The sequence below is a fragment of the Rhizobium sp. YTUHZ045 genome, from assembly GCF_051124255.1.
In the GTDB taxonomy this organism is placed as follows: Bacteria; Pseudomonadota; Alphaproteobacteria; order Rhizobiales; family Rhizobiaceae; genus Rhizobium.
The window spans coordinates 201,240-218,417 of sequence record NZ_CP101436.1; the positions used below are offsets into that span (position 1 = coordinate 201,240).

Genomic DNA, 17,178 nt, shown 5'->3' on the forward strand with positions numbered 1-17,178 from the left:
CGCCATGAGTTTCACCTGGATCTCCTCCTATTGGCCGCTTCTTCTGACCGGCGCCTGGCAGACCGTAGCGCTGCTGGTTATTTCCGTGGTCTTCGGCTTCGTCATCGCCATCGGTCTCGCCTTCGCGCAGGTCACCGGCGGCAGGCTGACGCGACTCGCCGCCCGCGGCTACTGCACCTTCTTCCGTGGCACGCCGCTGTTGATCCAGCTTTGGCTCCTCTATTACGGGGTCGGCTCGCTGCTGCCCATGATCCCCGGCATCCGCCAGAGCCTGTTCTGGCCGATCCTGCGCGAGGGGTTTTTCTTCGCTTCCGTCAGCTTCACGCTGAATTATGCGGCCTATGAGGCTGAAGTGCTGCGCGGCGCGCTGCTTGCCGTTCCCAAGGGCGAGCTCGAGGCCGGCCGCGCCTTTGGCCTGTCGCCCTGGAAGCTCACCCGCCGCATCTGGCTGCCGCGCGCCATTCGCATTGCCCTCCCGACCATTGCCGGAGAGATCGTCATGCAGTTGAAGGCGACGCCGCTCGCTTTCACGGTGACGGTGATGGACCTCTATGCCGTCGCCAACAAGGTTCGTCAGGACACGCTGCTCGTCTACGAACCGCTCATCGTCGTCACTCTCTTCTATCTCGCCCTGACTGCCGTGATCGCCCGCGTCTTTCGAAGTCTCGAAGCGCAGGTGCCGGTTCGCCGCTAGGCGGAAGCTCGCCATATGTTTTGAAAAGCCCGGCGCCGGTAATGGCGCGACAGCCTGAATGGAGACTACCTCATGAGCACAACGCGAATTCTCGACGGCGGCATGAGCCGCGAGCTTCTGCGGCTGGGCGCCGAACTGAAGCAGCCGGAATGGTCGGCGCTGGCGCTGATGAATTCGCCTGAGGTCGTGCGGAAGGTGCACCAGGAATTCATCGCCGCCGGCTCTGAAATCATCACGACGAACAGCTATGCGCTCGTGCCCTTCCATATCGGCGAAAACCGCTTCCAAGAGGAGGGGCCGGCGCTGATGCGACTTGCAGGTCGTCTGGCGCGCGAGGCTGCCGATGCCGTGACCGGCCGGAAGGTGCTCGTCGCCGGATCGCTGCCGCCGATCTTCGGCTCCTACGAGCCTGAGAATTTCCAGCCTTCCCGGGTGCAGGACTATCTCGAGGTGCTGGTCGAAAACCTCGCTCCCTTCGTCGACCTATGGCTCGGTGAGACTTTGAGCCTGATTGCCGAGGGCGAGGCCGTCCGCAAAGCGGTGGCGGCATCGGGCAAGCCGTTCTGGATTTCCTTCACATTGGCGGATGACGAGGCGGCGATCAGGGGCGGCGCGCCGAAACTCCGCTCCGGCGAAAGCGTCGAGGAGGCGGCGTCCTGGGCGGTGTCATCGGGTGCGGCGGCTTTCCTGTTCAATTGCAGCAAGCCCGAGGTTATGCAGGGCGCGGTCGAGACGGCGGCACGGGTGTTCGGGGAGAGGAATGCTCAGATCGAAATCGGTGTCTACGCCAATGCCTTCGAAGGGGAAACAGGCGAGGCAGCCGCCAATGAAGGCCTGCACGATACCCGTGACGACCTGAATGACGACGCCTATTCGCGCTTTGCCTGCTCCTGGGCCGAAGCGGGTGCCACGATCATCGGCGGCTGCTGCGGCATCGGCGCAGCCCATATCCATCGCCTCAGCAGGACGCTTTCCTGCTGAGGTGATATCTTGGCCGCGGGTAATGGTTGCGGTGCCGCCTCCACTCGCGGTTCGGTGTCTCAGGTATATTCCTGTGATCGTGGAGCGAGTCGACTATTCCGCCTTCGACGCCGACTTCTGAAGCTCGAGAAGAAGTTCGATCAGCTTCGGGGCCATCACCCTGATTTCTGAGAGATGCACGGCGCTCAGCCTCGTCAGAAGCTCGTCCGCCTTGTCGGTCAAGGCAAGCGTCTGGCGGCGCCGGTCGGCAGGGTCGGGATGGCGTTCGACCAGCCCCGCATCCGACAGCCGCCCGACAAGCTCGGTCGCCGTGTGAGGCGCGATGATCAGCCGCTCGGCCAACATGCCGATGGTCATCGCTTCGCCGCGTTGTCCCTTGATCGCCAGCAACGCCTGATGCTGCTGGGCAGGCAGGCCTTCCGACTGTGCGGCAGAGGCGCTGAAGTCCATGAATTGGCGAAGTGCGAATCTGAGATCGGCAAGAGCCTCGTAATCCTCCCGTCTCAGCGGCGGCGCGGCTTTCTTCAAACTCGTTCTCCTCTGCCGCAAGTGGCGATCCGTGCGGGAGTTATTTCCGGTCTCGAATAGATGGGCAGGCGTCAGCCGGTCAAGGGAAGCATGTTCAAAAGACATGTTCGTCTTCACGCTTTCATCCGTTGATTTATATCGTAGTACGATATATCCAAGCCTCTCAAGCATACTTATTTCCGCGTAGCAGAGGCTTCCATGGCGCAGCATCAAACCAGCAACCGGCCGCACGACTTTACGGGCGGTCTTTCCCGGCGCGAGGCCGGAGATTTCACCACCGACAGGCGGGTCCTCGTCCTGATCGGCATGGCTATCATCATCGGCTCCGCCAGCGCCTTTGCAGCATGGTGCCTCGTCAGCCTTATCGCGCTGGTGGCGAATGTCATCTGGTTCGGCAAGATCGGCATCGAGTCCGCCTCGCTGGCCGGCGTGACGCGTTCATTGTGGGTGGTAATGGTGCCGCCGCTCGGCGGCCTCGTCATCGGGCTGATGGCTCGCTTCGGCTCCGAGAAGATCCGCGGCCACGGCATCCCGGAAGCGATCGAGGCCATCCTGATCGGCGGCAGCCTGATGTCGCCGAAGGTCGCTGTCCTGAAGCCGCTGTCTTCGGCGATCTCGATCGGAACGGGCGGTCCGTTCGGCGCCGAGGGACCGATCATCATGACCGGTGGCGCGATCGGCTCGCTTTTTGCCCAATTCTTTCACATGAGCGCGGCCGAGCGAAAGACACTTCTCGTTGCGGGTGCGGCGGCGGGCATGACGGCGATCTTTGGTTCGCCGATCGCCGCGGTCATGCTGGCGGTCGAACTGCTGTTGTTCGAATGGAAGCCGCGCAGCTTTATTCCCGTCGCCGTCGCCGCCTGCGTGTCGATCTGCTGGCGCCCGCTGCTGTTCGGCGCCGGTTCGCTGTTCCCGACCCATTTCCAGGTGACCTTGCCTTGGTGGGGGATTTTCGCCTGTGCGGCAATGGGCATCATTACAGGTCTGCAATCCGGCTTGCTGACGACGCTGCTCTACAAGATCGAGGACCTGTTCGAAGCATTGCCGATCCACTGGATGTGGTGGCCTGCGCTTGGCGGTCTCGTCATCGGTCTCGGTGGCCTGATCGAACCGCGGGCGATGGGCGTCGGCTACGACATCATCGACGGGCTGCTCAACAATCGGCTGCTCGCACCGGCTGTACTGTCGATCCTGCTGGTGAAGACGATCATCTGGCTGTTTGCCCTTTCGTCGGGGACTTCGGGCGGCGTACTCGCTCCCCTTCTCATCTTCGGCGGCGCGCTCGGATGGCTCGTCGGGATCGTCATGCCCGGCAACGATCCCGGCTTCTGGGCGCTGCTCGGAATGGCCGCGATGATGGGCGGAACCATGCGCGCGCCGCTGACGGGGACCTTCTTCGCGATGGAGATCACCGGCGACGTCGGCACCCTCGTTCCCCTGCTCGCGGCAACGGTGGTGGCTTATGCCATCACGGTGCTGCTGCTGCGCCGCTCCATCCTCACCGAGAAGATCGCGCGCCGCGGCCAGCACATTACCCGCGAATATGGCGTCGATCCGTTCGAGTTGTCCCGAGCCAGGGAGATCATGATCAGCGATGTCGACACGCTTCCTGTCAGCATGACGGTCGGTCAGGTATGCGACTTGTTCGTCTCTCAAGAGAAAACGCACCGAATCTATCCGGTGGTCGATGCTGCGGGCAGGCTGGCCGGCATCGTCTCGCGGGCTGATGCCCTTCTCTGGCAGGGGAAGCCGGACCTCGCTGCCCAGACGCTTGCGGAGAATGTAACCGATGACGCCGTGCCTGTCGGGCATCCGGACGATACGGTCGCCTTCATCGCCGACCTGATGCTGTCGACGGACAGCGGCCGCATTCCGATCGTCGATGCAGCATCGGGCAAGCTGTGCGGCCTGATCGCCCGCAAGGATCTGCTGCGGCTGCGCAGTTCCTATCGGTCGGCGGAACTGGACCGGCGGCCCTATCTGACGGCCGGAGCAAGGAGCAAGCCTTCATAACCGTCTGCGGTCTTTTCCGGGCAATACGCGGCCGAGCATCTTCGGCCCACGTGAGCTAACCAGTGACGGCTGCTTGCCACTCACCCAGTCTCGGCGTATATAGTCATTATAGTCATTCTGGTCAGGAGAATGCGCGATGCAGCCGTCACCACACGTCGATGAAAGCTGGACCGTTGCCAGTGCGAAGGCGAAGCTTTCCGAGGTCATCGAACGCGCGCAATCCACGCCGCAGACGATTACGCGAAACGGCAAGCCGAGTGTCGTGGTCGTCTCTGCCGAGGAATGGCAGCGGAAGACCGCCCGCAAGGGAACGCTTGCCGAATTTCTGATGCAATCGCCCCTACGCGGCGCCGATCTGGACCTTGAGCGTCAACGCGATGAACCGCGTGACCCGGCGCTGTGAAGCTTTTGCTGGATACCAATATCCTGTCCGAGGTGACTAAGCCGAACCCGGATGCGCGCGTCCTGAAATGGCTGGATAAGCTCGATGAGGATCGCTCCTTCATCAGCATCGTATCGGTAGCAGAGATCCGGCGCGGTGTTGCCCTGATGGACAAGGGGCGCAAACGCGACGCCCTGGCCGAATGGCTTGCCCACGACCTGACGCAACGTTTCGAGCATCGCATCATTCCAGTGGATGAACCGGTTGCCTTAGCCTGCGGAGATCTTAGGGGCGATGCAAGACGGAAAGGCCGCGGCCTGTCGTCAATGGACGGCCTGGTCGGGGCGACAGCGATTGCTCATCATCTCAGCCTCGCGACGCGTAATATTAGGGATTTCGACGGCTTCGGGATCGAGCTGATCGATCCCTGGGCCGGGTGAAATGTCTTCGGCCTGCAGAACCGATAGAGGCCGCAGCGTTCAGTGCAATCCGAACAGGTTCAGCAGCTCCTCGCGATGGCGAACGAATTCCGGCGCGCTGCGGTCGCGCGGACGCGGCAGATCGATTTCGATCAGGCGCGGCTCGGCTCCCTTCTCCCGCGGCAGGATCAGGATTCGGTCCGCGAGATAGATCGCCTCTTCGAGATCGTGTGTGACGAGAATGGTCGTTACATCCTCGTCGCGCCAGATCCGTGCGAGCTCCTGCTGCATGCCGATCTTGGTCATGGCGTCGAGCGCCCCGAGCGGTTCGTCGAGCAGCAGAATTTCGGGCTGGACGGCAAGCGCCCGGGCGATGCCGACGCGCTGCGCCATGCCGCCGGAGAGCTGCCGGGGATAGGCCGCTTCGAATTGCTGCAGGCCGACGAGCTTGACATAGCGGCGCGCCCGGTTCCTCGCCTGCTCACGCGACAGGCCTCTCGTTTCCAGGCCGAAAGCAACGTTGTCGAGCACCGTAAGCCAGGGAAGAAGGCGCGGCTCCTGGAAAATCACTGCGCGTTCCGCGCCGACGCCTCGTATTGCCTTGCCGTCGACCAGCACCTCTCCGGTATCGCAATCCTCAAGCCCGGCGAGAACCCTGAGCAGTGTCGTCTTGCCCGAACCGCTGGCGCCGACGATGGCGAGGCTTTCGCCGGAGCGGATATGGAGGTTGATGTCCTTCAGAACCTGTAGGTGGCTGCCGTTCAGCCTATAGGATTTTGAGAGGCGACGGATCGTCACCTCCCCGCGGCGAATGTGCTCGGCGATGCTCATGGCGGTTCCTCAGTTGCTTGCCGGCTTGGCGTCGGCTGAGAAGAGAATGTCCTTTGCCGCCAGTTGGCCTTGCTTCAGCTTGCCTTCGCGCACCAGGACATTGATCCAGAACTGGATGTCGCGCTCGACCGGCAGACCCCCGGCACGCACGCCGTAGCCGCGGAAATACTGCGCAATATCGGGATTCTCGCCACGTTCGGCGAGCGCCTTGGCCAGGATCTTCTTGGTTTCCTCGGGATGCTCGCGGGCATAGTCGAGAGCGCGGGCCGACTGCTCGACGAAAATCTTCGAGGCTTCCGGATGTTGCTTGGTGAAATCACGGCGCAGGACCACGAAGCCGCCCGCAATGTCTCCTAGCACGTCGGTATCGTCGAAAACCGGGCGCAGGCCGCCGTTCTTGAGCGCAGCGCCTTCGAAGGTCGTCTGCCAATAGCCGAAGGCGGCAATGTCGACCTGCTTGGAGCGCAGCACCTGCTCGAGCTGCGGCCCGGGAACGACGACCTGATTGGCGGAGTCGCTCGGCAAGCCGACGGAATGCAGGGCCTCGCGGATGGTATAGTCGAGATGCGCGCCCAGCGTGTTGACCGCGATACTCTTGCCGGCAATGTCCTTGATGCTTTTGATCGGGCTGTCTTCCAACACGTAGAAGGTCGATTGCACCTCGTCATTGATGCCGTTCGACGGATAGGCGGCGACGAAATCATTGCCGCCGATGATCGAATTGAGGACGGCGGAGGTGGCGGCGCTGCCGATCTCGACGTCGCCGGATGCGAGAGCGATGAGAGACGCAGGGCCGCCCTGGGCATAGCCGACATTCTCAAACGTGATGCCGGTGTCTTTGAAATAGCCGAGCTCTTCGGCAAGTTCATGGGCGGCAAGACCGCCCTGGCTGGCGAGGTAGCGCAGCTTCACAGTGTCGGCGGCTGCGGCCGTCGTGGCAAGACCGAGAGCGATCACGGCCGGCAGGAGAAGATTGCGGGGATGGAATGTCATGGAATGTCCTTTCGGAAGAGGAAAATCGGGGGAAGCGGGTTACGTGTTCGGCTGAGACCAGCGGCAGAGACGGCGCTGCAGGAGAACGAGCAGGGCATTCGCGGCAAGCCCCAGAAAGGCGAGCAGCAGGATCGCCGCAAACATCAGCGGGATCTGGAAATTGTACTGGGCGTTCATCACCTGAAAGCCGATGCCCTTATTGGCGCCGATCATCTCGGCAGCGATCAGCAGCAGAAGCGCAGTGGTCGCCGAAAGACGCAGGCCGACGAAAATCGCAGGCACCGATGCCGGCAGGATGACACGGCGGAAGACCGTCAGCGGTCCGGCGCCATAGGTGCGCGCCATCTCAATGAGCTTCGTGTCCACTTCCTTCACGCCGCCGATGGTGGAGAGCAGCACGGGAAACAGTGTCGCCCAGAAGATCACGAAGATCTTGGACGTTTCGCCGAGGCCGAGCAGCAGGATGAAAACCGGATAGAGCGCCAGCGCCGAGGTCTGCCGGAAGAGCTGCAGGATCGGGTCGAGCGCCTGTTCGACCAAGCGAAACTGTCCCATGAACAGGCCCAGCGGAATACCGACAAGGACGGCAAAGGCGAAGGCCGTTCCGGATCGCTGCAGGCTGATGGCGATGTCATCGAGCAAGGCGCCATTGGAAAGATTGGTCCACAGCGCCGATAGGATCACATTCAAAGGTGGGAAGACGGCGGGATTGATCCAGCCCCTGGTGCTCGACACCTGCCAGAGCACGAGGAAGCTGATGAGCAGACCGTAGCGCGGCAGAAATGCCGCGAGCACTCCGCGTATATGGGAGGCCAGAGCGGAACTATTACTTTTGCTGCTTTTCAGTCGGCCGAAGCTTCTCGGAAGAGCCTGGTTGATTTCGTAGGCCATGGGTTTCTCCTCACTCCGCTGCCTCAAGGACAGTGCGTCCGGCAGCCCAGCGGTTTGGCGGGAAAGGCAAGCCGAGATTTTCCCGGAGCGTCTTGCCTTCATAGGCAGTGCGGAACAGGCCGCGGCTCTGGAGTTCCGGGATGACGAGATCGACAAAGTCGTCGAGCGCCGTCGGCAGCCAAGGCGGCAAAATGTTGAAGCCGTCGGCCGCTTCGTTCTCGAACCATGTCTGCAGCGTATCGGCGATCTGCTCTGCCGTGCCGACGATGGTGTAGTGGCCGCGGGCCGATGCGATCCACTGATAGAGCTGGCGGATGGTGAAGTTGTTTTCGTCTGCGATCTGGCGGATGAGGGCCTGGCGGCTCTTCATGCCTTCCGTCGGCGGTGCAGGCGGCAGCGGCCCGTCGAGATCATAGCCGTGCAGGTCGAGCGTGCCGCCGGTCAGGCCGTTGAGCAGGCCGATCCCGTCTTCTTCCACAATGAGCGAGGTCAGCCGGTCGTATTTCTCGCGCGCCTCGGCCTCGGTCCGGCCGACGAAGGCGGATACGCCGGGCATGACCAGGATATGATCGGGATTGCGGCCGAGTCCGCGAGCGCGCGCCTTGATATCCCGATAGAACTCCTGGGCGGTTTCGATATTCTGGTGGGCGGTGAAGATGACTTCAGCCGTGGCGGCGGCGAGTCCCCGGCCGTCTTCCGATTGGCCGGCCTGCACGATAACGGGATGGCCCTGCGGCGAGCGCGAAACGTTAAGCGGGCCGCGTACGCTGAAATGCTCGCCACGGTGATCGGTGTCGTGCAGTTTCGCCGGATCGAAGAAGACGCCGGTCTCCTTGTCGCGGATGAACGCGTCATCCTCGAAGCTCTCCCAGAGTTTGCGGACGACGTCGACATGCTCGGCGGCGCGGCGATATCGTTCGGCATGCGGAAGCTGTGTTTCGCGGTTGAAGTTCTGCGCCGTCAGGTCGCCCGTCGTGGTCACCACGTTCCAGCCGGCACGGCCTCCCGAAATCAGATCCAGCGAAGCGAACTTGCGGGCGGTTGTATAGGGCTCCTCGTAGGTGGTCGAGGAGGTCGCTATAAAGCCGAGATGGGTGGTGAGAGGCGCAAGGGCGGAGAACAAGGTGACGGGCTCGAAGCCGGCGACGCGGGCGTTACCGCCTTCACGCGCTCCGCCGAAGCCAACGGCCAATCCATCGGCCAGGAAGTAGGCATCGAAGAGGCCTCGTTCCGCCGTCAGGGCGAGCTGCTTGTGAAACTCGAAACTGGTCGCCCCATCGACCGGCTGGTCGGGATGCCGCCACGATGCAACATGCTGTCCACCGCCGGGAAGAAATGCCCCAAGCCTGATTTTCCGTGTCATTTCGCATCCTCTCCGTTCGTCGTTTGCCGTCGGAATATTAATTACGTACTCTATAAATTTAATAGAGAAACATCATTTCGTAGTTTCGGGGGAAGAGTGAATAGATTTGCGGGATTGGGCTCAAACTGGAAATCAACATCGAAGAGCACAACGAGACATAGCTCGTCCTGCAGCGGCTCTTCGATGTGCACGCGGGCAGAGCCCAGCGAGCGTGCTAAGATTTAAGGAAGCACGTGGCTCGGCGCGAGTTCCCGCAGGAAGTGTCGCCGGCGATCAATGCGCGTCGTGTACGGGGTATCAGCCCCGTTTCGGCCGAGCCGGGGCATGCTCCAGGCCAGTGGCGGCCTTCTTCAGGCAATCGAGGTAGCGGTCGCGGTTCGCAATGCCGTCGTCGCGCGGCGTGACCAGGCAGAGCGTTGCGGCCGCATGACCCTCCTCGCCCCGCACCGGCACCGCGAAACAATGGGTAAAGCTGTCGACGATGCTGTTGAACGTGAAGAGACCTTCTCGCTCGGCCTGGCGGACCTCGACGATGAAGCTTTGCGGATCGAGCCATTCGCCGTTCGGCAGACGAAAATCTTGCGACGGAATGAAGTTCAGGATTTCCTGATCCGACAAATGCGCGACCAGCAAGCGCCCGGAGGCCGTCCACGGGATCGGCACCGACTGGCCGATATCCGTCGAAATGCGGAACGGCCGCGCGCCTTCGCGCATGCGCACGACCGTATATTTGTTTCCATCCAGCATGCAGAACTGCGCCGTCTCCCGCGTTTCGTCGGCGAGCTGTTCCAGCGCGGCCTCGCATTCGCGGGTGAAATCAAAATGGTTTTCATAGGCGGCGCCGAGGAAATAGAGCTTACGGCCGAGATAGACCCGCCCCTCGCCGCCCGTGAATTCCAGTATGCCGTTGCTCAGCAGAAGGTTGACGAGCTCGTAGACCGATGAGCGCGGCGCGCCGATCTGTGCGGCGATTTCATTCGGCTTCAAGGCCTGCCGCTTCTGGCGCAGGAAATCGAGGATTTCGAAAGCCCGGTCGAGCCCACGGGCCCGCTTGCCGATCGCTTCGTCCTGAATTGCGTCCATTGCTGTCGATCCCAATTTCTGTTCGGCCAAGCTTTTCAAACCCTCCGCCGCATCTGTCAACCGATCCTGTTGTTGCCAGCCGACGAAAATTTTTTTCATCCCCCTTGCGAGGCAAAAAAATCGGCATAAGATCGACGCGTCCGGTATTTAGATCATGTGTACATTATATTGGACAAAAACAGATGGCAAGCGTTAACGCTGCCACACAAAAGGGGATCGACATGAAAAATTCTGAGAACAGCATTTCCGCCTCGCGCCGCCGCCGCCTTCTCGCCGGAGCCGCCGCCGCTGCCACCCTTCTCGTTCTTTCCACCGGCTCGGCCTCGGCTGCCGCCAATTGTATCAAGGGAGACAGGAAGGCGCCCTACACGATCGGCTGGGCGAACATCTATTCGGTGCCGACCTGGATGAAACAGACCGAAGGCACGATCACCGCCGAAGTGGAGGAGTTGAAGAAGGCCGGGCTGGTGAAGGATCTGATGATCACGGATGCGCAGGGCAACGCCCAGACGCAGATCCAGCATATCCAGTCTATGATTGATGCCAATGTCGACGCCATCGTCGTGATCGCCGGTTCCTCCACGGCGCTCGACCGCGTCATCTCGGATGCCTGCGACAAGGGTATCGCGGTGGTGAATTTCGACAGTCTGGTCAATACCGACAAGGTGACGGCGAAGATCAACACCGATTCCAACGAATGGGGCGCGACGGCGGCCAAGTGGATGGTCAGCCAACTCGGCGGCAAGGGCAAGATCATCGTCATGAACGGCCCGGCCGGCATTTCGGTGAGCGACGACCGCCGCAAGGGCGCCCAGCCGGTTCTCGATGCCAATCCCGGCATCCAGGTGATTACCGAAACCAACACGGAGTATAATGTCGCGCCGGCACAGGAAGCGATGACAAGCCTGCTTTTCGCCAATCCGGAAATTGACGGCGTACTGTCGCTCGGCGGCGCCTTGTCGGCCGGTTCCGTCCTCGCCTTCGAGCGTCAGGGCCGCGACCAGGTGCCGACAACAGGCGAAAATGCCCGCCAGTTCCTCGAGCTCTGGAAAGAGAAGGGATTGAAGGGCTGGGCGACGATGCAGCCCAACTGGCTCGGGGCGCTCTCCGTCTATACCGCGGTCCAGACGCTGCAGGGCAAGGATGTCCCTGCCTTCGTCAAAGTGCCGCTGCCTGTCATCGACGACAGCTCGATCGGCAGCTATCTCTCGCGCGCCGACAAGTTCCCGGCTGACGGCTATATCTACTCGGACTATGACAAGGCACTCTTCGACAAGCTGCTGAGCAAGTAATCCGCGTTGGGGAACGTCGTCATGACGGAAGAAAGCCCCCTGCTGGAAGCCCGGCAGGTGTTCAAGGGGTTTTTCGGCAACCCCGTCTTGAAGGGCGTCGACATCGCCCTTCTGCCGGGCAGGGTTCACGCCCTGCTCGGCGAAAACGGCGCCGGCAAGTCCACGCTGATCAACCTCCTGTCCGGCGCGCTCCAGCCGGACGGCGGGTCAATCCTGATAGACGGCCAACCGGTCGGCCGTTACAGCCCGGCGGCGGCCCGCAAAGCCGGTATCGCCGTGGTTCAGCAGGAGCTGAGCCTGACGGCCAGCCTCTCGATTGCCGAAAATATCGGACTCGGCGCCTTTCCGCGCCGGTTCGGCCTCATCGATTACCGAGCCCTTCACCGCGGCGTGCAGGAGGTGTGCGATATGGTGGGGCTCAGCGAGCCGTTCGACATGCCGGTCGCCGATCTCGCGCTCGGCCGCCGCCAGATGGTAGAGATCGCCAAGGCGCTGTTTCGCAAGCCGCGCGTGCTCATTCTAGACGAGCCTACCTCGTCGCTCTCGGCCCATGAAGCCGGCGTCCTCGCCCGATTGATCGAGACGCTCAAGGGGCGCGGCATGGCGCTCCTCTATATTTCCCACCGCCTCAACGAGGTGCAGGCGCTCTGCTCGCATGTTACGGTGCTGAAAGATGGTGGCGTCACTGCAGATCAGTCGCTTTCCGGCATCGACGGCGAAGGGCTGGTGCGTCTCATGGTCGGCCGCGAGCCCGGCGACCTGTTCCCGCCGCGCGGGGCCACCACGCCCGGTGTCATGCGCATCAGCGTCGAAGGTTTTTCCGCTGGCATGGTGCGCGACATCGCCTTCTCCGCCCGCGCCGGCGAGATCGTCGGCATCGGCGGGCTTGTGGGTCAAGGGCAGGAAGATCTGCTGCTTGGCCTCTACGGCGCCATTCCGGCCGCCGCCGCCCGAGCGGAAGTCTCCGGCAAATCGGGCCTGCCCGCCGATGTCGGCGAGGCGAATGCGGCTGGTATCGTCTATGTCCCGGCCGACCGCAAGCATGAGGGGCTGGTGCTGCCGCATTCCATCGCATCCAATCTCATCCTGCCCTCGCTCGGACGGCTTGCTGCCAAGGGCCTTCGCGACCGGCAGGCGGAAACCGGCCTCGTCGCCGATCTCGCGCGCCGGCTGACGATCAAGGGTGATACGGGCCGCCCGGTGCAAGCGCTTTCCGGCGGCAACCAGCAGAAGGTGGCGCTTGCCAAATGGCTGCCGCTCGATCCATCTGTTCTGCTGCTCAACGATCCCACTCGCGGCGTCGACATCGAGACCAAGCGGGAGATCTATCTCATGCTTCGCGCCTTCGCCGCCGAAGGGCGGCTCGTCATCCTCGCCAGTTCCGATACGCCCGAACTCGTACATCTCTGCGATCGTGTCGTCGTTCTCCGCGAAGGACGCGTCGCGGCGATGCTGTCGCAGGATGAGATAAGCGAAGGAGCGATCGTCGGTGCGGCCATGGGCGTCACGACCACGGCACAGGGAGAGGCGGCATGAACACCAGTTCCTCATCCCGGCTCTATCCCTCGATTCAGATGCGCCGCAATCGCGGCCTCGCCGGCCTCTATCTTGTCGTCGCGGCCTTTCTGATCCTTTATGCGATGCTCTTTCCGGGCATCCTTTCGATCGGCGGCTTCTCGAAGTTCACGCAGAACTGGTTCCCGCTCGCACTCGTCACCATGGCGCAGGCGCTGCTCATGCTGAACGGCGGCATCACGCTGGCGATCGGTCCGCTCGTCAGCCTCGGCGCGGTCATCGCCGCGACGACGATGGAAGGGGCGCTCGGCGTGCCAGGCGGCATTCTCGCGGTCGCCGCCGCCGGCCTTGCGGTCGGCGCCGCCACCGGCGCGATCGTCACCCATCTGAGGCTTCCTGCGATCATCGTCACGCTCGCCGGCTCCTTCATCATCAGCGGCGTCGCACTCATCCTGCTGCCGCGACCCGGTGGCGCAATCCCCGACTGGCTGTCGACGGTGCTGGCCGGCCATACGCCCGTCGCCTTTCTCATGCTCTTGGCGATCCTGGCGCTGTGGAAGCTGTTTCTCGCAACGCCGCTCGGCCTCGGCATCTACGCGGCCGGCGACAACCCGGTCGGCGCATTCCGTTCCGGCGTGCCGGTCGAACGCGTGAAGGTCACGGCTTTTGCGCTCTCCGGTCTTCTGGCAGCGCTGACCGGCCTCTTCGTCGCCGCCCAGACCGGCTCCGGAGACCCCGTGATCGGCACACCCTTCACGCTGAACTCGATCGCCGCCGCCGTGCTCGGCGGAGTCGGCTTCCTCGGCGGTAAGGGCACAATGCGCGGTGCGATCAGCGGCAGCCTGCTGCTCTCGGTCATGATCAACGTCATGTTCTTCCTCGGCTTCCCGCCGGTCGCACAATATGTCGCTCAAGGGTTGATCATCGTCGGCGCGGTTGCCGTTCCGGAACTTCTTGGCGCCTGGAGGGCAAGACGATGAACATCATCAGATCAGCATTCCGCAACCCGCCGCTCCTGACCTTTCTTCTGGTGGCGCTCGTCTGGATCGTCGCAAGCTTTACGCTGCGCGGCTTCGGCGCCTACGGCCATTTGCGCTACCTTCTCGAGCTCGCCGCCGTGATCGGCATCGCCGCCGCCGGGCAGACGCTGGTTATTCTGATGGGCGGCATCGACCTTTCCGTCGGCGCGGTCATCACGGTCACGGCGATCCTGCTGCCGCTGATTTCGCCGGCATGGGATCCGACCGGCCTTGCCGGCATCGCGGCAGCCCTTACCATCGCCACCGGAATCGGCCTGGTGAATGGCGCAGGTGCCACCTATCTCCGCGTGCCGCCGATCATCATGACGCTTGCCATGGCGACCTTCCTGCAGGGCCTGCTCGTCATCGTCGCCGGCGGCAGCGCCGTCACCGTCAGCAATCCCGCAGTCATCATGCTTGGGCAGTCGCGGCCGCTCGGCATTCCCTCGGGCATCATTCTGTGGCTCGCCGTCGCGGTTCTCGTCCTCCTGCTCGTCCACCGCATGCCGATCGGCGCCCGTTTCCTTGCCCTTGGAGCGAACCCGCTGGCCGCCCGGCTTTCCGGCGTCAGCGTCACGCGCAACACCCTGATCGCCCATACCCTGTCGGGTTTTTTCGCAGGTCTTGCCGGCATTCTCGTTCTCGGCATGAACCGGCAAGGCTATGTCGGCATCGGCGATCCCTATCTGCTGACCTCGATCGCCGCCGTCGTGCTCGGCGGCACCTCGATCCTCGGCGGGCGCGGCACCTATGCCGGGACCATTCCGGGAGCGATCCTGCTTGTGACGGCGACGGCGCTGATCACCGTCGTCAACGCCTCGCCCGGCTGGCGGTCGATCCTGTTCGGCACTCTGATCCTCGCCCTTCTGCTCGTTTCCGGCCGGGAGGCGCGCCGATGACGGGAGGTTACGACGGGCCGGTGATCGACCCGCACCACCATCTCTGGGATCTCGGCCTGCAGCGTCATCCCTGGCTTCAGAAGGCGCGGGTATCAGATGAAGGGATGGTGTTCGGGAGCTTGGCATCGATCCTGCGCGACTATGGCATCGACGACTATCGCGCCGACGCCGCGCGCCAGAACGTGGTTGCGACCGTCCATGTCGAGGCCGGCTGGTCCGTTGCCTACCCGCTGGAGGAGAGCCGTTGGCTGGATGGCCTCGACCGCGGCTCCGGCGTGGCGCACCGTTATGTCGCCGGCATTGCCCTCGACCGGCCGGACGCCCTGCGCCTGATCGAGGCGGAAGCGGAAAATCCCAATGTCGTCGGCATCCGCGATATTCTCAGCTGGCATGCCGATGCAGCGAAGAGTTTTGCGTCGAGTCCGGATCGCATGAGCGATCCTGTCTGGCGGGCGGGGCTTGCGCATGCCACGCGGCTGGGGCTGGTCTTCGACCTGATGCTTTATCCCTGGCAGATGGATGAAGCGCTTGAGCTCGTACAGGCCTTTCCGGAGACGCTTTTCGTCCTCAACCACGGCGGAAGCCCCGTCGACCGGACGCAGGATGGCATGACGCTCTGGCGCCGCGGCCTGCGGGCACTCGGTAAAGAACCCAACATGCGCCTGAAGATTTCCGATCTCGTCGCCTACGACAATAACTGGACGCTTGAAAGCCTGCGGCCGGTGATCGAGCATTGCCTCGATTGTTTCGGGCCTGAACGTTCGATGTTTGCGAGCGATTTTCCGGTCGCAGGTCTGCACGCCTCTTTCGACGAGGTCTATGAGGTTTTCCGTACGGTCGCCTCGCGGCTTTCTCCGGACGACCAGCGCGCCCTGTTCTTCGCCACCGCCAACGATACCTACCGTCTCGGGATCGCCGACCCGGCCGAAGCCGGGAGGGGCTGCCATGTCTGACCTTCATGCTGTGTGGGAAAACGTGCTGATCGATGAGCGGGTGCGGGGCTTTCCGCCGGGTCATCCACCGCTTCCGCTCTCGGAAATCGGCAAACAGGGCTGGAAGCCTTATGACGGCAGGATGGCTCTGCCGCTGATCTCGCTCGACCGGCAGGCCTTCTCTGCCAATGTCGACCTGATGATCGTTTATGTAAAAAGCCACGATGCCGAAATCGCTCCGCATGCCAAGACGCCGATGTCGACGGCGCTCGCGGACGCGCTTGTGACGGCTGGTGCCTGGGGCGCCACGGTCGCCGATATCCGCCAGGCCGCCGTGCTGCTCAAGGCTGGACAACGCCGCCTGATCCTCGCCAACGAGATCGGCGGGGCGGCAGCCGCCCGACGGCTTGCGGCTTTGCTCGGCCGGTATCCTGATGCCGAACTCCACATCTTCGTGGATTCGGTAGCACTCGTCGAAGCGCTCCGGTCGGCGTGGCGAGAGCGTACGGACCTGCCGCCTCTGGGCCTGCTGGTGGAGCTCGGCGCGGGCCGGGCCGGCATCCGCAGCGCCGCTGCCGCTGAGGCAGTTCTCGAGGCAATTCTTGCCGCCGAGACGTCGACCTTCCGGTTGAGCGGCATTGCCGCCTATGAAGGTGCTGCCGCGACCGCCGATGCGGCAGAGACAATTGTTCGCATCGAGGCTCTGATGGCAATGACGGCAGATTTTCTGTCGAAGGTGCGCACCCGCACAGGCCCTGACCGACCGCTTCTTGTGACATCAGGCGGCTCGGTGTTTTTCGATCTCGTGATTGCCGGGCTTTCAGCCGCGGTTGCCGCCGATCCGGCCTGCCGGCTGATCCTGCGAAGCGGCGCCATCTTCTTCCACGATCACGGGGTCTATGAGCGCGGCCCTGCCGGCCTCGATGCGCGCGGCGGCTTCCGTATGGCTGGCGAGACGCTTTCGGCGGCGGCAGGGTTTCGTCCGGCGCTCAGGGTTTGGGCCGAAGTCCTGTCGCGGCCGGAGCCGCGGCTTGCAATCTCAGGCATGGGCATGCGCGACGTGGCGATGGACCAAGGGCTGCCGCGGCCGCTGGCGATCTATCGCGATGGGGCATATCTCGGCGATCTCAAGGGCGCCGAGGTTTTCCGCCTCAACGATCAGCATGCCTTCGTCGCCCTTGCCGAGGCGAATGACGTCTGTGTCGGCGACGTCATCGAGTTCGGCATCTCGCATCCCTGCACCTGCCTTGACCGGCACGCCATTCTCTATGGCCTCGACCCCGATCACTCGGTGACGGCGGCCTATCTCACAAGCTTCGGCTGAACCTTCCCTTCAAAAGCAA

General features: G+C 63.0%; 17 protein-coding genes. 11 read left to right on the top strand and 6 right to left on the bottom strand.

Going from position 1 to position 17,178, the window contains the following annotated elements:
- Positions 1 to 4: 4 nt before the first annotated feature.
- A complete protein-coding gene (locus NMA58_RS32345; RefSeq protein WP_434715092.1) occupies positions 5 to 694 on the top strand; it encodes an ABC transporter permease in 690 nt (229 codons plus the stop codon).
- A gap of 72 nt (positions 695 to 766) precedes the next feature.
- Complete coding sequence (locus NMA58_RS32350) at positions 767 to 1,675, top strand: homocysteine S-methyltransferase family protein (protein ID WP_434715093.1); 909 nt, start codon at positions 767 to 769, stop codon at positions 1,673 to 1,675.
- Positions 1,676 to 1,768: 93 nt separating this feature from the next.
- On the opposite strand, the gene NMA58_RS32355 is transcribed toward NMA58_RS32350, so the two are convergent.
- On the bottom strand, positions 1,769 to 2,203 hold the full coding sequence (locus NMA58_RS32355) for a MarR family winged helix-turn-helix transcriptional regulator (protein WP_430960616.1): 435 nt from the start codon (positions 2,201 to 2,203) through the stop codon (positions 1,769 to 1,771).
- Positions 2,204 to 2,401: 198 nt separating this feature from the next.
- Here NMA58_RS32355 and NMA58_RS32360 point away from each other — a divergent pair, with 198 nt between their 5' ends.
- The 3 genes from NMA58_RS32360 (at position 2,402) to NMA58_RS32370 (ending at position 5,038) form a co-directional block, all read left to right on the top strand.
- Positions 2,402 to 4,216 (top strand): chloride channel protein, encoded by a 1,815-nt coding sequence (locus NMA58_RS32360; protein ID WP_434715094.1) that lies wholly within the window; start codon positions 2,402 to 2,404, stop codon positions 4,214 to 4,216.
- Positions 4,217 to 4,352: 136 nt separating this feature from the next.
- Entirely contained in the window at positions 4,353 to 4,619 is a 267-nt protein-coding gene (locus tag NMA58_RS32365; protein ID WP_430960618.1) for a type II toxin-antitoxin system Phd/YefM family antitoxin, read from the top strand.
- Entirely contained in the window at positions 4,616 to 5,038 is a 423-nt protein-coding gene (locus tag NMA58_RS32370; protein WP_434715095.1) for a type II toxin-antitoxin system VapC family toxin, read from the top strand. The genes NMA58_RS32365 and NMA58_RS32370 overlap by 4 nt, the downstream gene beginning before the upstream one ends.
- Positions 5,039 to 5,077: 39 nt before the next feature.
- Here NMA58_RS32370 and NMA58_RS32375 read toward each other — a convergent pair whose 3' ends face one another.
- The 5 genes from NMA58_RS32375 to NMA58_RS32395 all read right to left on the bottom strand — a co-directional run bounded on the left by NMA58_RS32375 (position 5,078) and on the right by NMA58_RS32395 (position 10,178).
- Positions 5,078 to 5,848, bottom strand: a complete 771-nt coding sequence (locus NMA58_RS32375) for an ABC transporter ATP-binding protein (protein WP_430960620.1) — start codon at positions 5,846 to 5,848, stop codon at positions 5,078 to 5,080.
- Positions 5,849 to 5,857: 9 nt separating this feature from the next.
- Entirely contained in the window at positions 5,858 to 6,841 is a 984-nt protein-coding gene (locus NMA58_RS32380) for an ABC transporter substrate-binding protein (RefSeq protein ID WP_434715096.1), read from the bottom strand.
- A 39-nt stretch (positions 6,842 to 6,880) separates the two neighbouring features.
- A complete protein-coding gene (locus NMA58_RS32385) occupies positions 6,881 to 7,732 on the bottom strand; it encodes an ABC transporter permease (protein ID WP_434715097.1) in 852 nt (283 codons plus the stop codon).
- A 10-nt stretch (positions 7,733 to 7,742) separates the two neighbouring features.
- Positions 7,743 to 9,095 carry an LLM class flavin-dependent oxidoreductase gene (locus NMA58_RS32390; RefSeq protein WP_434715098.1) on the bottom strand — a complete coding sequence of 451 codons (1,353 nt, stop codon included), beginning with the start codon at positions 9,093 to 9,095 and terminating at the stop codon, positions 7,743 to 7,745.
- 297 nt (positions 9,096 to 9,392) lie between these two features.
- Positions 9,393 to 10,178, bottom strand: coding sequence for an IclR family transcriptional regulator (locus NMA58_RS32395; protein ID WP_285193979.1), 786 nt, complete (start codon positions 10,176 to 10,178; stop codon positions 9,393 to 9,395).
- Positions 10,179 to 10,399: 221 nt separating this feature from the next.
- Here NMA58_RS32395 and NMA58_RS32400 point away from each other — a divergent pair, with 221 nt between their 5' ends.
- From NMA58_RS32400 to NMA58_RS32425, 6 genes are read left to right on the top strand one after another with little or no spacing between them, the layout of a single operon-like run.
- Positions 10,400 to 11,470 carry an ABC transporter substrate-binding protein gene (locus NMA58_RS32400; RefSeq protein WP_434715099.1) on the top strand — a complete coding sequence of 357 codons (1,071 nt, stop codon included), beginning with the start codon at positions 10,400 to 10,402 and terminating at the stop codon, positions 11,468 to 11,470.
- Positions 11,471 to 11,491: 21 nt separating this feature from the next.
- Positions 11,492 to 13,006, top strand: a complete 1,515-nt coding sequence (locus tag NMA58_RS32405; protein ID WP_430960625.1) for a sugar ABC transporter ATP-binding protein — start codon at positions 11,492 to 11,494, stop codon at positions 13,004 to 13,006.
- Positions 13,003 to 13,965 (top strand): ABC transporter permease, encoded by a 963-nt coding sequence (locus tag NMA58_RS32410; protein ID WP_434715100.1) that lies wholly within the window; start codon positions 13,003 to 13,005, stop codon positions 13,963 to 13,965. The genes NMA58_RS32405 and NMA58_RS32410 overlap by 4 nt, the downstream gene beginning before the upstream one ends.
- A complete protein-coding gene (locus tag NMA58_RS32415) occupies positions 13,962 to 14,903 on the top strand; it encodes an ABC transporter permease (protein ID WP_434715101.1) in 942 nt (313 codons plus the stop codon). The genes NMA58_RS32410 and NMA58_RS32415 overlap by 4 nt, the downstream gene beginning before the upstream one ends.
- Positions 14,900 to 15,856, top strand: a complete 957-nt coding sequence (locus NMA58_RS32420; RefSeq protein WP_430960628.1) for an amidohydrolase family protein — start codon at positions 14,900 to 14,902, stop codon at positions 15,854 to 15,856. Before NMA58_RS32415 ends, NMA58_RS32420 begins: the two co-directional genes overlap by 4 nt.
- Positions 15,849 to 17,159, top strand: coding sequence for an alanine racemase (locus NMA58_RS32425; protein ID WP_434715102.1), 1,311 nt, complete (start codon positions 15,849 to 15,851; stop codon positions 17,157 to 17,159). Before NMA58_RS32420 ends, NMA58_RS32425 begins: the two co-directional genes overlap by 8 nt.
- Positions 17,160 to 17,178: the final 19 nt, after the last annotated feature.

Bases quoted from the DNA above. Each gene is read 5' to 3' on its own strand.
- NMA58_RS32345 (WP_434715092.1), top strand. From the start codon at position 5: ATGAGTTTCACCTGGATCTCCTCCTATTGGCCGCTTCTTCTGACCGGC.
- NMA58_RS32350 (WP_434715093.1), top strand. From the start codon at position 767: ATGAGCACAACGCGAATTCTCGACGGCGGCATGAGCCGCGAGCTTCTG.
- NMA58_RS32360 (WP_434715094.1), top strand. From the start codon at position 2,402: ATGGCGCAGCATCAAACCAGCAACCGGCCGCACGACTTTACGGGCGGT.
- NMA58_RS32365 (WP_430960618.1), top strand. From the start codon at position 4,353: ATGCAGCCGTCACCACACGTCGATGAAAGCTGGACCGTTGCCAGTGCG.
- NMA58_RS32375 (WP_430960620.1), bottom strand. From the start codon at position 5,848: ATGAGCATCGCCGAGCACATTCGCCGCGGGGAGGTGACGATCCGTCGC.
- NMA58_RS32380 (WP_434715096.1), bottom strand. From the start codon at position 6,841: ATGACATTCCATCCCCGCAATCTTCTCCTGCCGGCCGTGATCGCTCTC.
- NMA58_RS32385 (WP_434715097.1), bottom strand. From the start codon at position 7,732: ATGGCCTACGAAATCAACCAGGCTCTTCCGAGAAGCTTCGGCCGACTG.
- NMA58_RS32390 (WP_434715098.1), bottom strand. From the start codon at position 9,095: ATGACACGGAAAATCAGGCTTGGGGCATTTCTTCCCGGCGGTGGACAG.
- NMA58_RS32395 (WP_285193979.1), bottom strand. From the start codon at position 10,178: ATGGACGCAATTCAGGACGAAGCGATCGGCAAGCGGGCCCGTGGGCTC.
- NMA58_RS32400 (WP_434715099.1), top strand. From the start codon at position 10,400: ATGAAAAATTCTGAGAACAGCATTTCCGCCTCGCGCCGCCGCCGCCTT.
- NMA58_RS32405 (WP_430960625.1), top strand. From the start codon at position 11,492: ATGACGGAAGAAAGCCCCCTGCTGGAAGCCCGGCAGGTGTTCAAGGGG.
- NMA58_RS32410 (WP_434715100.1), top strand. From the start codon at position 13,003: ATGAACACCAGTTCCTCATCCCGGCTCTATCCCTCGATTCAGATGCGC.
- NMA58_RS32415 (WP_434715101.1), top strand. From the start codon at position 13,962: ATGAACATCATCAGATCAGCATTCCGCAACCCGCCGCTCCTGACCTTT.
- NMA58_RS32420 (WP_430960628.1), top strand. From the start codon at position 14,900: ATGACGGGAGGTTACGACGGGCCGGTGATCGACCCGCACCACCATCTC.
- NMA58_RS32425 (WP_434715102.1), top strand. From the start codon at position 15,849: ATGTCTGACCTTCATGCTGTGTGGGAAAACGTGCTGATCGATGAGCGG.